Genomic DNA, 13,179 nt, shown 5'->3' on the forward strand with positions numbered 1-13,179 from the left:
GACCCGCGCGTTCCACCACAAGCGCATCGGAGCACTTCGTCGGCCATCTTCACGCATCTTCACGCGGCCAATCTGCCAATTCTCTGTTGACACGCGCATCCGCCCTGATTTACATTGGACGGATGCGTTCCTACCCGAACACCCTCCGAATTACCCTCGGCCGACTATCGGCCCTATTGCTACGCCTAGCCTAAAGCTGGTGTAGCGCCGCAACGACCACCTCCTCCGGTCACCGCGGTCCTCCCAAAGCAGTTTTCGCAGTACCCCAAATCCGCAGTATCTCTACAACCTGTCGTCTGCATTCGTCCGCTTACCGTTCGGACGAGTCGCGAGGTCAAAATGCACGTTGCATGGGCATCGTTCACGTCCGCTTTCGCCGCGCCGGCTACCGCCGTCACCGTGGTCGTCTTCTTCGCGTCCGAGGTTGCCGCCCGTACGCGTGAAGTTTCGCGCATCGTGCTCCGTCGTCAGCCCGCCAGCCGCCCGCTGCCGACCGCCATCGCAAACGACACCATGAAGAACGAGGCTCGTCATGTTGCGTAATCCCGCCAAGAAATACCGCCCCTTCCCCGCCATCCGCCTGAACGGCCGCAAATGGCCGACGCGCACCGTCGAACGCGCGCCGATCTGGATGAGCACCGACCTGCGCGACGGTAACCAGTCGCTGATCGAGCCGATGAGCATCGAGCAGAAGACCGAATTCTTCGAAATGCTCGTCGCGATCGGTTTCAAGGAAATCGAAGTCGGCTTCCCGTCCGCTTCGCAGACCGACTTCGATTTCGTGCGCAAGCTGATCGACGAACAGCGTATTCCCGACGATGTGACCATCGAGGTGCTCGTGCAGTCGCGCGAAGAATTGATTGCGCGCACGTTCGAAGCGCTCGAAGGCGTGCCGCGCGCAATCGTTCATCTTTACAACGCGATCTGCCCGTCGTTCCGCAAGATCGTGTTCGGCCAGTCGAAGGACGAAGTGAAAGCGCTCGCGGTCGAAGGCACGCGCATCATCCGCGAACATGCCGATAAAAACCCGCAAACGCACTGGACTTACCAGTATTCGCCCGAAACTTTCAGCATGACCGAGCTGACCTTCGCGCGCGAAGTCTGCGACGCCGTGGCCCAGACGTGGCGCCCGACGCGCGATCACAAGATGATCGTGAATCTTCCGGCGACCGTCGAAGCGGCGATGCCCAACGTCTACGCCGACCAGATCGAGTGGATGGACCGCAATCTCGCATACCGCGACAGCATCGTGCTTTCGGTGCATCCGCATAACGATCGCGGCACGGCGGTGGCCGCTGCCGAAATGGCGCTGCTCGCGGGCGCGGACCGTATCGAAGGCTGCCTCTTCGGCAACGGCGAACGCACCGGCAACGTCGATCTCGTCACGCTCGCGATGAACCTCTATACCCAGGGCATCGATCCGGGCCTCGACTTTTCGGATATCGACGCCGTGCGCCGCGTGGTCGAGCGCTGCAACCAGTTGCCCGTGCATCCGCGCCATCCGTACGCGGGCGACCTCGTGTTCACGGCGTTCTCGGGCTCGCACCAGGACGCGATCCGCAAGGGCTTGGCACAGCAGCAGCCCGACGCCGTCTGGGAAGTGCCCTATCTCCCGATCGATCCCGCCGATCTCGGCCGCAGCTACGACGCGGTGATCCGCGTGAACAGCCAGTCGGGCAAGGGTGGCGCGACCTATCTGCTCGAGCGCGGCATGGGCTTCACGCCGCCCCGCCGCGTCCAGATCGAGTTCAGCCACGCCGTGCAGACCGCTGCCGATACCTCGGGCGAAGAAATCACGGGCGATGCGGTCTGCGCACTGTTCGCGCGTGAGTACTTCGAAACGCGCGGGCCGGCTGCCAGCGCCGGTTCAGGCCGTGTGCGCTGGGAAGGCCGTGATGTGGCCATGCCGGCTGCCGCCAGCAGCGACGAAGCGCATGCGCAAGCCGTTGCCGCCGCCATCGCGGCGATGGCCGGCGAGCGCATCGAAATCACATCGTTCGAGACCGAGCGTACCTCGCAGGGCGGCACGGCCGTGTTCGTCGGCGCGCGCGTGGGCGGCCAGCCATTGCGCCACGGTGTGGGCGTGGGCGAAGACGCGGTCCATGCGTGCGTCGCGGCAGTCGTCAGCGCCGTGAATCGCGCGGTCTGGCCGCAAGTGGATCGGCGCGCGGCGGCCTGACACCTTCCGCGCGTGTCGCGCGCGGTGCGCGAAGCAGTTTGAGTTTCAGCAGGGAAATCGGCGGCATTGTTGAGCGCCGGCGGCAAAACGGGCCGCCGGCGTGCGCCTGAAGCGCCCAAGCGGTGTTTCAGCGAGTGGACTTACCGGTCGTCACTCGATCGCGCAACGCGTCGCCTGCCATGCGAGCAGGCGCCAGTGGCCCCCTTCCTGCGTCTGGATCGCCGTATAGGCAATAGGAAAGAGCAGCGCACCGTTATTTGCTTCCATCTCAATGAGCACGCGGCCGGAGACCACGCAGGCCTCGTTGCCCGCGTGCAGCACGTCCTGCGACTGGATCTCGATCTGGCGGTAACGGCGGCGGCCCGCCGTGATCGCGTCGATGAACTGCTGCTTGGTTTCGCGTTTGCCGTTGGTGTGGACGAAGGTCGCGTGATCGGACAGCAACTGGTCCAGCGACGTGCCGTCGCCGTCGACCATCGCGCGAAAACGCTCGCGCTCAAGTCCGCGAATCGCATCGATTAGTTTTGCCGCCATCGCTAGAGCCCCTTGCGCGTCGACCCGCGCATGAGCGGAGATCTACGCCGAAGATTTTCTACATACGTCTGGCTGAAATTTATACCAGGTTTTAGCGCATGGATACTTGCGATCAAAGACAACGCCTCCATGTATGGTGCATACGCCACGCGCCCGGCGAAAACCGCGCGTGGCGCTAGCGTCATCCCCACGGCCGCGCCCGGATGTCGCAGCGCAGCACTTTCGTCTTTGTCCGATGTCTATTTGTCAGATTCCGTGGCAAAGTCCAGGCGCGCTCCGCCGCCCTTCTAGCGCCGTTGATTCAACCCTTTATTTCTCGTGCTTTCGCGCCGGATTGCTGCCCCGTTCTAGAGTGTTCCTTCGGCCTGCCCCCTGCGCGGGCCTGCGCCGGGCGCCAGGCCCCACCCTGCTTGACTGCCGCCGTTTAGTGTAATCTATCGATACAACCATTTCGATAGGCACCAAGGAACCTTGAAGCCCCTACAGACTCCAAGTATTAGCACTCGGGAATTCAGAGTGCTAACATCCACCGTGGAGTCGGTGTCTGACTTTTGCAAGATTCCTGAGGAGTTCGCTACGTGAGCAACGCAATGACCATGACCCTTCCGAGTACGCTGAGCCCGTCGTCGGCCAAGGCCGGGGGCTCATTGGCGCTCGCGAATGCTTCCCTGTTGCCCGGCCAGCTGGGCAACATCGACGCCTATATTCAGGCCGTGAACCGGATCCCGATGTTGACGCCACAAGAAGAGCGTCAGTTCGCGACCGAGTTTCGCGAGCAAAACAATCTTGAAGGCGCGCGCCGCCTGGTGCTGTCGCACCTGCGTCTCGTGGTGTCGATCGCGCGTAATTATCTCGGCTACGGCCTGCCGCACGCCGACCTGATTCAGGAAGGCAACATCGGCCTGATGAAGGCCGTGAAGCGCTTCGACCCCGAGCAGAACGTGCGCCTCGTGTCGTACGCCATGCACTGGATCAAGGCTGAGATCCACGAGTACATCCTGCGCAACTGGCGCATGGTGAAGGTCGCCACGACCAAGGCGCAGCGCAAGCTGTTCTTCAACCTGCGCAGCCACAAGCAGGGCCTGCAGTCGTTCACGCCGGAGGAAATCGACGGCCTCGCGCAGGAACTGAACGTGAAGCGCGAAGAAGTCGTGGAAATGGAAACGCGCCTCTCGGGCGCCGACATCGCGCTCGAAGGCCAGACCGAAGACGGCGAGGAGTCGTTCGCCCCGATCGCCTGGCTCGCCGACTCGCACAACGAGCCGAGCGCTGTGCTCGCCGCACGTTCGCGCGACCGCCTGCAGTCGGACGGCATTGCGAGCGCGCTGGAAGCGCTCGACGCACGCAGCCGCCGCATCATCGAGGCGCGCTGGCTCAACGTGGACGACGACGGTTCGGGCGGCTCGACCCTGCACGAACTGGCCGACGAGTTCGGCGTTTCGGCCGAGCGCATTCGCCAGATCGAGGCGAGCGCCATGAAGAAGATGCGCAGCGCGCTCGCCGACTACGCGTAACCGTCGCCAGGTCTCAACGCCAAACCGAAAACCCCGTTCCCGCGAACGGGGTTTTTCTTTTGCGCGCTGTATCGCGCTGTATGCCAGTGAAAAACGCCGCGGCACCCTGCCGCGGCGTTTTGTTTCCGGCGCTGCTAAATCGCCGCGGCGCTCGGTACAACGTATGCTGGTTGTCAGCGGATCGATTACGCCGGCTGGAGCGCCAGTTCACGTGCATAGCGCGGTGCGGCGTCGCCGACCACGATGTGCAGCGTATCCGCCGAAGTCCACGCTACGTCGAGCGCGCCGAGGCGCTCGCGATCCACGGCCGCCGGGTCGCGCACGATCACGCGCAGGCGCGTGGCCGCCACCGCGTCGAGCGAGACGATGTTGGCAACGCCGCCGAACACCGCAAGCCAGCGCGACGGATTCGGATCGAGCGGGCCCTGCGCGATACCTGCGCTCGCGCTCGCCTGAGCAGCCTGAACGGCCTGACCCGCAGGCTGCGCCGCGGGCGCCGTCCTGACAGCGGCCGCGCCATCGCGTGCGATCTCACCGCGAATCTCGTCGGCGATGATGTCCGCTTCGGGCCCAATGATGACCTGCACGCTTTCGCCGCCGCGCTTGAGCACACCGCGCGCGCCGATCGCCTTCAACGCCGGCTCGGAAACATGCGCCGGATCGGCCACTGTGAGACGCAGACGCGTCGTGCAGGCATCGACCACCTTGAGGTTGGCCGCGCCGCCCAGCGCATCGATATAACGCGCAGCACGCGAGAGCGACGCCGCCGTGGCCGCGCCGCCCGCTGCCACCGCCACGCCCGACATCGACGAGGCGATTGCCGTATCGCCCGCCGAGGCTTCACGGCCCGGCGTGGGAAGATTGAAGCGGCGGATGAAGAAGCGGAACAGCCCGTAGTACACGACCGCATAGACCACACCGAGCGGAATCGCATACCAGCCATGCGTGGAGAGCCCGTAGTTCAGCACGTAGTCGATCGCGCCCGCCGAGAACGTGAAGCCCAGCTTGATACCGAGCAGCGAGCAGATCGCAAGCGACAGCCCCGTGAGTACCGCGTGGATCGCGTAGAGCACGGGAGCGAGGAACATGAACGTGAACTCGATCGGCTCGGTCACGCCCGTGAGGAACGAGGTGAGCGCCATCGAAAACAGCAGGCCACCCACCATCGCGCGCTTGTCCTTCGGGGCTTCATGCAGCATCGCGAGGCACGCTGCCGGCAGGCCGAACATCATCACCGGGAAGAAGCCGGCCATGAAGCTGCCCGCCGTGGGGTCGCCCGCGAAGAAGCGGTGCAGGTCGCCCGTGACGGCCGCGCCGCCCGCTGCCGGCGTGAACGAGCCGAACACGAACCACACGAGCGAGTTGAGGATGTGGTGCAGACCCGTGACAAGCAGGAGCCGGTTGAGCAAGCCGTATACGAAAGTGCCGATCGCGCCCGCCGTAGTGAGCCAGTGGCCGGCCGTGTCGATCACACCCTGCACCGGTCCCCAGACGTAGCCGAACGCGATACCCAGCACCAGACACGTGAGCCCTGTGACGATCGGCACGAAGCGTTTGCCGCCGAAGAACGCGAGGAACTCGGGCAGCTTGATGTCCTTGAAGCGGTTGTACAGCATGCCCGCGACGACACCGGCCACCACGCCCGACAGCACGCCCATGTTGAGCTTGTCGTTGATGTCCTTCATCACGGCCGTCTGGACCAGATAGCCCAGCGCGCCCGCGAGGCCGGCGACGCCGTTGTTGTCTTTCGCAAAGCCCACTGCAATGCCGATCGCAAACAGCAACGGCAGGTTATCGAAGATCGCGCCGCCCGCGTCGGCGATGATCTTGATGTTGAGCATGTCGGCCTGGCCGAAACGAAGCAGGATGCCGGCGACCGGCAGCACTGCGATGGGAAGCATCAGCGCGCGGCCGAGGCTTTGAATCTTGAGAAACGGATTGCCATCCATTGAACTGCCTCCAGTCTCTATCTCTTGCTTGACGTGTGTGGGTGAGAGAAGCCGGCGCGCGATCGCTGCGCGCGCCGGCGTGTTTTTAAGGATTGCTTAGGGTGGGTGAAACAGAAACCATCAATCGAGCGGCCAGCTTTCGCGGCTTGCCGCACGCACGGCTTGCGCCGATTCGAGTGCGAGTGCGTTCTGCGCGCGCTCGCGACAGTCGTTGTAGTCGAGCTTGCGCACGCGCGCCTTGATCGACGGCACCGAAACCGGATCGACGGAAAGCTCCGTCACGCCGAGGCCGACGAGCAGCGGCACCGCGAGCGGATCGCCCGCCAACGCGCCGCACACGCCGACCCACTTGCCGTGCTGGTTCGCGCCCTCGACCGCCGCCGCCACGAGACGCAGCACGGCCGGGTGCAGACCGTCGGCCTGCGCCGCGAGGTCAGGCTGGCAACGGTCCATCGCGAGCGTGTACTGCGTGAGGTCGTTGGTGCCGATCGAGAGGAAATCGGCGTGGCGCGCGAGCTGGTCCGCGAGCAGCGCTGCCGAGGGCACCTCGATCATCACGCCCACCTCGATCGGCTCCGTGCGGCCCGCTTCACGTGCGAAGGTGTCGATGCGCTCGCGCAGGCGCACGAGTTCGCCCACGTCGGTCACCATCGGCAGCAGGATGCGCACCTTGCCCGCCGGCTTCACGGCGACGAGTCCGCGCAGCTGGTCGTCCAGCAGATCGGGACGCACCTGCGCGAGGCGGATGCCACGCAGACCCAGCGCCGGATTCGGCTCGGGCGGCAGCGTGAGATAGTCGACTTCCTTGTCCGCGCCCACGTCGAGCGTGCGGATGATCGCGGTGCGGCCCGCGAGTGCGTCCGTGATGGCCTGGTAGCTCTGAAGATGGTCTTCCACCGTCGGCGCGGCCTGGCGATGGATGAAGAGCAGCTCCGTGCGCAGGAGGCCCACGGCGTCTGCGCCGTTTTCCACCGCCGTGTTGGCGTCTTCCAGCGTCGCGATGTTCGCGGCAACTTCCACCGCGTGGCCGTCGCGCGTGGCCGCGGCCTCGTGCGAGGTGCGGCGATTCGCTTCGCGCACGCCGGCCTGGCGCTGCTTTTCGCTGCGCGCGCGTTCGATGTCGAACGCGCTCGGCGTGTACGCAAAGCGGCCAGCACCCGCATCGATGACGACTTCGGTGCCCTCGGGCACCGCATGCAGCGCGTCGCCGAGCGCGACGAGCGCGGGAATGCCGGCCTGGCGCGCGATGATCGAGGCGTGCGAGGTCGCGCCGCCGCGCGCCATCACGAGCGCCATCACGCGCTTGCGGTCGAGCGAGGCGAGATCGGAAGGCGTGAATTCGTCGGCGGCGAGTACGGCTTCCTCGGGCAGCGTGCGCGCGGCCGTGTTCGACAGACCAAGCGCGCGCAGCACGCGCTTTTCGAGGTCGCGCAAGTCGGCGGCGCGCTCCGCGAGCAGCGGATCGTCCACCTTGCCGAGCACCGCGATCTGCGCGCGGATCGCTTCGCGCCACGCGTAGCCCGCGCTCTTGCCGAGACTGATCGCGTCGCGCGCAGCGTCGACGAGCGTCGGGTCTTCGAGCAGCACGCGGTGCATCGTGAAGATGCCCGCCTCGCCAATCGCGCCGCGCTGCGAAGCCGTGCGCACGCTCTGGTTCAGCTCGGCGTCCACCGCGGCGATTGCCTTGTCCAGCAGGCGGCTTTCCGCGGCCGATGGGCCGCTCGCGCGTTCCGGCGGCGTGAGTTCGGCTTCGTCCCAGCGCACCAGCTTGCCCACCGCGACGCCCGGCGCCGCGCACACGCCCGCGAGCACGCCCGGCTCGGCGGACGACGCCACGGCGGCCGCGGCTTCCTGCATCACGGGCGCGGGCGACTGCAGTCGCGCCGGTGCTTCGCCGCCCTCGCCGGGCGCTTCGCGCAGGAGTTCGCCCGCTACGGCGTCCACGGCGCGCTGCGCCTCCAGGCCGATGCCGACGAGTTCGATGGTCGCGCCCTCGCCCGCGCCGAGGCCCAACAGCCCGACGACGCTCTCGATGGCGGACTTGCGTTCGCCAAAGCGGACCTCGACGCGCGCGTCGATGCCGCGCACCGCTTCGCGCGCCCGCGCCGCGGGCCGCGCATGGAGACCGCCCGCATGCGTGAGCGTCACGCTGCGGCGCACTTCGTTTGCGATCAATTCGTGGGCGGCCGCGATCTCCGCGCCGTCGCGCATGCGCAGCACAAGCAGCGCGGACTTGCCCGCTTCGACGTGACCCGCGCCCGCGCGCTCGATCACTTCGAATGCATCCGAATTGGCGATCGCGACGACCGAAACGAGGCTCGGCGCATTGCACGCCACCACGTCGAGATCGAACTCGATCAACGTGTCGCCGAGCCGCACCTGCGCGCCCTGCGCGACCTTCGGCGTGAAGCCCTTGCCGTTCAGCTCGACGGTGTCGATGCCGACGTGCATGAGCACCTGCGCGCCTTCGGCCGTTTGCAGCGTGACCGCGTGGCCCGTGCGCGCGAGATGCACGACGATGCCGTCGCACGGCGCGACGACACGGCCGACGAGCGGATCGACGCCGATGCCGTCGCCGAACAACCCTTCCGAGAACACCGGATCGGGCACCGACGCGAGCGGCACGACCGGCCCGGTGAGCGGAGAGACCAGTACGATGTGCCCCTCGACGCGAGTATGCGGATCCATCAGGCGAGACTCCTCGATGCGTTCCATTCGCTTTCCAATCTAGTGGGTTTCGGTGACTTTGTTCAGGTAACGCGGCTCGTCAGGGTTGCGGCCGCGCGCGGCGGCGAGGCCCGCCGCCATCACGTAGAACGACAAAATGGCCGCGATGGGATCGAGTGCCGCATCGGCAGCCGTTTCGAGCGGCAGCGCAGCGCCGGCTACGTCGGCGGGCGCCGCGAGCAGCACGCGCGCGCCGCGCTTTTCCATGTCGCGGGCGAACTCGATCAGGCCTGCCTGCTCCGGCCCGCGCGGGGCGAACACGAGCAGCGGGTAATCGCGGTCGATCAACTCCATCGGGCCGTGGCGCACTTCGGCGCTCGAAAACGCTTCGGCCTGAATGCCCGAGGTTTCCTTGAGCTTGAGCGCAGCCTCCTGCGCAACGGCGAGGCCGGGACCGCGGCCGATAACAATCATCTGTTTCACGACGCGCAATTCTTCGACGGCGTTCGACCAGTCGAGCGTGCCCGCGCGATCGAGCGCGTCGGGCAGCGCGCGCACGGCGTCGAGGAACGCGGCGTCGCGCTGCCAGAAGCCGACGAGTTGCGCCGACATCGCGAGCATCGCGATATAGCTCTTGGTGGCCGCCACACTCAGCTCGGGACCGGCGAGGAGCGCCAGTTCCGTGCCCGCGGCCTCGGCGAGCGGCGAGCCCGCGACGTTGACCATCGCCGCCGTCAGCGCACCGGCTTCGCGCAGCGCCTTGATCGTCGCGACGAGGTCAGGACTCCTACCCGATTGGGAGAAAGCGAGGGCAAACTGGCCGCGCACACGTAAGGGCGCCTGCTGGAGCGTCGCGATCGACATCGGCAGCGTGGCCACCGGCACGCCGATGCGGCTCATGGTGAGCGCAGCGAAGTAGCTCGCCGCGTGGTCCGAACTGCCGCGCGCGACGGTCAGCGCGACGTGGCGCGGCTCGGCATCCAGCGCGCGGGCGAGCGCTTCGACGCGCGAGGTGTCCGCGAGCTGCGCGGCGACGACGCTGGCCGAGGCCAGCGCTTCTTCAAGCATATTCGACAATCGATTCTCCTTCGACATAGGTCGCGGTGAGCGCCAGCTCGCGACCGAACACGTTGACATCGGCCCATGCGCCGCGCACGAGGCGGCCACGGTCTTCGATGCCGAGGTAGTCGGCGGCGTAGCGCGACAGGCGCGCGGACACGTCCGCGATCGGCAGTCCGATCGAGACGAGGTTGCGCAGCGCCTGGTCCATGGTGAGGGTGCTGCCTGCGAGCGTGCCGTCGGCGAGACGCACGCCGCCAAGGCATTTCGTCACGTGCTGGCTGCCGAGGCGGTATTCGCCGTCGGGCATGCCGGTGGCCGAGGTGCTGTCGGTCACCACATAGAGACGCGGAATGGCGCGCAGCGCGGCGCGGATCGCGCCGGGATGCACGTGCAGCAGGTCCGGAATGATCTCCGCGTACTCGGCATGCGCGAGCGCCGCGCCGACCACGCCCGGGTTGCGATGGTGCAGTGGCGACATCGCGTTGAAGAGGTGCGTGAAGCCGCAGGCGCCGTGCTTGAGCGCGGCTACGGCATCGTCGTAGGTCGCGAGCGAGTGGCCGATCTGCACGCGCACGCCGCGCGCCGCCATCTCGCCGATGATCTCGATATGGCCCGCGATCTCGGGCGCCACGGTCACCACACGAATCGGCGCGATCGAGAGGTACTTGAGCACTTCGTCGAGCACGGCCGAAACGGCGGCGTCGGGCTGCGCGCCGAGCTTGCCCGGGTTGATGTACGGGCCTTCGAGGTGCACGCCCAGCACGCGCGCGCCGCCCGCCGTGCGGTTGCGCGTGACGTTGCCGAGGCCCGCGACCACGTTCATCAGCTCGTCGCGCGGGGCGGTCATGGTGGTGGCGAGCAGGCTCGTGGTGCCGTAGCGGGCGTGAGTGCGCGCGATGGTTTCGATCGCGTCGCCGGCTTCCATCACGTCGGCGCCGCCGCCGCCGTGCACGTGCAGGTCGATGAAGCCCGGCAGGATGTAGGGCGCGTCGTTGTTCGCCGGATCGGTGGCCTCGCCCGTGATCGCGGTGATGCGTCCGTTCTCGAACGACAGCGTACCGTGGATCCAGCCTTCAGGGGTGAGTATGTTTCCGCTCAGCATGAGAGTTTTCCGATGAGGCGCATCGAAGCGCGGTAGGACGTTTCGGTGACGTGCATGAGAGAGACTGCGACGGCGCTCACTGGCGCAGCTCCGCAACGAAGTCGTAATAACCGTCGCGGCAATAAGTGTCGGTCAGCTCGATGGCGCGCTGATCGGCGGAAAAGCCCACGCGCGTGATGACGAGCAGCGCCGCGCGCGGCTCGACGCCCATCAGCGCGGCGATCTCGCCCGTCGCGTTGAGCGCGCGAAAGTGCTGCAGGGCGCGTACCACGGGCACGCGGCGCTGCTCCAGATACGCATACAGCGAGCCCTCGATGGCTTCCGGGTCCGGCACGATCGATACCGGCAGCGCCGAATGCTCGACCGCCATCACGGTGCCGTCGGCGCGGCGCAGGCGGCGCAGGCTCGCGACCGAGGCGCCCGGCGAGAGGCCGAGCTGCACGATCTCCTCGCGGTGCGCGGACCGTACCTCGCGCGCGAGCCATACCGAGTCGGGCGTGAAGCCGCGCTGCTCCATTTTCTTCGTGAAGCCCGTGAGGCGCGAAAGCGGATCTTCCACGCGCGGCGTGATGAAGCTGCCTGCGCCGCGCGCGCGCCGGATCAGCCCCTGCTCCACGAGCAGCTCGATCGCCTTGCGCGCGGTGATGCGCGACACGCCGATCGCGTCCGACAGCGTGCGCTCCGATGGCAGCGCTTCGCCGGCCGACCACACGCCGCAGTGAATGGCCGTGGCAAGGTTGCGCGCCAGCTGCAGATAGAGCGGCGTCACATTGCGCGCATCGGGCATCAGGGCAGACCAACGGGTTTCCATGGACTTGGCGCCAGCGGTTGGACGATCGTGGGGGGCCGGACGGGCATGCTGCGTGGCAGGGCCGGTAGTGCAGATTGGTCCGGTGCGAAAGCGAGCCCATTATATAACCACAATAAGACCAGTCAACAGATGCCACCTCGCCGTATAGCGTCGAAAAATATCGTTAAAAATCAATATATTACACGAACACACAAGGCTCCAGCGGGGCGCAGTCCGGCATCAGGATTTACCCTGGAGCGGTATTCACGGGGCGCCACAATGGGACCAGAGTGGCATCAAAAGGTTATCTGACATAGCCCACCGTGGTACCGCCGTAGGACCAGGACGCGACTTCGACAGGAAAGATCGCGCAGACCGCGATAGTGCACGCGCAATAAAAAAACGCCGTGGCGGTCGCCACGGCGTTCGGGTTCTGGCGGGTTACCGCGTCGATTGGACGCAGGCAGCCGCTTCTCGAAGATCCCTTAGAACGACGGAACCATCGAGCCCTTGAACTCGCTCTTGATGAACTGGCGCACGTCTTCCGACTGGTAGGCGGCGACCAGCTTCTTCACCCACGGCTTGTCCTTGTCCTGCGTGCGAACGGCGATCAGGTTCGCGTACGGGCTGTGGGTGTCCTCGATGGCGATGGCGTCCCTGGTCGGCTGCAGGCCGGCCGCGAGCGCGTAGTTCGTGTTGATCACGGCGGCGTCCACGTCGCCGAGCGCGCGCGGAAGCTGCGCGGCGTCGAGTTCGACGAGCTTGATCTTCTTCGGATTTTCGGCGAGGTCGAGCGGCGTCGCGTTGCTGCCGTTGGTGCCCGCGCCAGCGCGCAGCTTGATCAGGCCCTTACTTTGCAGGAGCAGCAGCGCACGGTTTTCGTTCGACGGGTCATTCGGCACAGCGACCTTCGCGCCTTGCGGCAGCTCGTTCAGCGATTTGAGCTTCTTCGAGTACACGCCGATGGGCGAGATGTACGTGAGACCCGCGTTCACGAGCTTGTAGCCGCGCTGCTTGATCTGGCTGTCGAGATACGGGCCGGTCTGGAAGCTGTTGGCGTCGAGGTCGCCGGCGTCGAGCGCGGCGTTCGGCTGCACGTAGTCGTTGAATTCGATGACCTTGACGTTCAGGCCTTCGCGCTTGGCGACCTTCTGGACGACGGCCCAGACTTGCGCGTCCGGACCCGAAACGGTGCCGACCTTGATGACCTGGTCGTCGGCGCGGACGCCGAAGCTGGCTGCGAGCGTGGTGGCGGCGACGCCGGCGAGGAGTGCTTTAATCAGATTTCTGCGCTGCATGGAGATGATGTTCCTGCGTGGTTTTGGTGTTGCTCCGGTCCCGTGGCGTTGTGCACCCTCTGCCGGACGATATAAATCGTCTCA

9 protein-coding genes are annotated in these 13,179 nt (G+C 66.3%); 2 read left to right on the forward strand and 7 right to left on the reverse strand.

Features of this window, described 5'->3' with window-relative positions; genetic code table 11:
- Window positions 1–532: 532 nt before the first annotated feature.
- The gene (leuA, locus tag M3I56_RS03305) at window positions 533–2,179 is read left to right on the forward strand and encodes a 2-isopropylmalate synthase (protein WP_254352540.1); all 1,647 of its coding nucleotides are present in this window, start codon (window positions 533–535) and stop codon (window positions 2,177–2,179) included.
- A 150-nt stretch (window positions 2,180–2,329) separates the two neighbouring features.
- On the opposite strand, the gene M3I56_RS03310 is transcribed toward leuA, so the two are convergent.
- Window positions 2,330–2,713 (reverse strand): nuclear transport factor 2 family protein, encoded by a 384-nt coding sequence (locus M3I56_RS03310; protein WP_028201838.1) that lies wholly within the window; start codon window positions 2,711–2,713, stop codon window positions 2,330–2,332.
- A gap of 578 nt (window positions 2,714–3,291) precedes the next feature.
- On the opposite strand from M3I56_RS03310, the gene rpoH reads away from it, so the two are divergent.
- Entirely contained in the window at window positions 3,292–4,227 is a 936-nt protein-coding gene (rpoH, locus tag M3I56_RS03315; protein WP_028201837.1) for an RNA polymerase sigma factor RpoH, read from the forward strand.
- A 185-nt stretch (window positions 4,228–4,412) separates the two neighbouring features.
- On the opposite strand, the gene nagE is transcribed toward rpoH, so the two are convergent.
- The 6 genes from nagE to M3I56_RS03345 all read right to left on the reverse strand — a co-directional run bounded on the left by nagE (window position 4,413) and on the right by M3I56_RS03345 (window position 13,095).
- Window positions 4,413–6,176, reverse strand: a complete 1,764-nt coding sequence (gene nagE, locus M3I56_RS03320) for an N-acetylglucosamine-specific PTS transporter subunit IIBC (RefSeq protein WP_254352541.1) — start codon at window positions 6,174–6,176, stop codon at window positions 4,413–4,415.
- Between the two features lie 120 nt (window positions 6,177–6,296).
- Window positions 6,297–8,891: a phosphoenolpyruvate--protein phosphotransferase gene (ptsP, locus tag M3I56_RS03325; protein WP_254352542.1), complete on the reverse strand. Its 2,595-nt coding sequence runs from the start codon at window positions 8,889–8,891 to the stop codon at window positions 6,297–6,299.
- A gap of 12 nt (window positions 8,892–8,903) precedes the next feature.
- Window positions 8,904–9,911, reverse strand: a complete 1,008-nt coding sequence (locus tag M3I56_RS03330; protein ID WP_254352650.1) for an SIS domain-containing protein — start codon at window positions 9,909–9,911, stop codon at window positions 8,904–8,906.
- A complete protein-coding gene (gene nagA, locus M3I56_RS03335; protein WP_254352543.1) occupies window positions 9,904–11,007 on the reverse strand; it encodes an N-acetylglucosamine-6-phosphate deacetylase in 1,104 nt (367 codons plus the stop codon). The genes M3I56_RS03330 and nagA overlap by 8 nt, the downstream gene beginning before the upstream one ends.
- A gap of 76 nt (window positions 11,008–11,083) precedes the next feature.
- Window positions 11,084–11,818, reverse strand: coding sequence for a GntR family transcriptional regulator (locus M3I56_RS03340; protein WP_028201832.1), 735 nt, complete (start codon window positions 11,816–11,818; stop codon window positions 11,084–11,086).
- Between the two features lie 464 nt (window positions 11,819–12,282).
- A complete protein-coding gene (locus M3I56_RS03345; RefSeq protein WP_254352544.1) occupies window positions 12,283–13,095 on the reverse strand; it encodes a MetQ/NlpA family ABC transporter substrate-binding protein in 813 nt (270 codons plus the stop codon).
- Window positions 13,096–13,179 lie beyond the last annotated feature (84 nt).

It is taken from the genome of Paraburkholderia sp. CNPSo 3281, from assembly GCF_024206515.1.
In the GTDB taxonomy this organism is placed as follows: domain Bacteria; phylum Pseudomonadota; class Gammaproteobacteria; order Burkholderiales; family Burkholderiaceae; genus Paraburkholderia; species Paraburkholderia nodosa.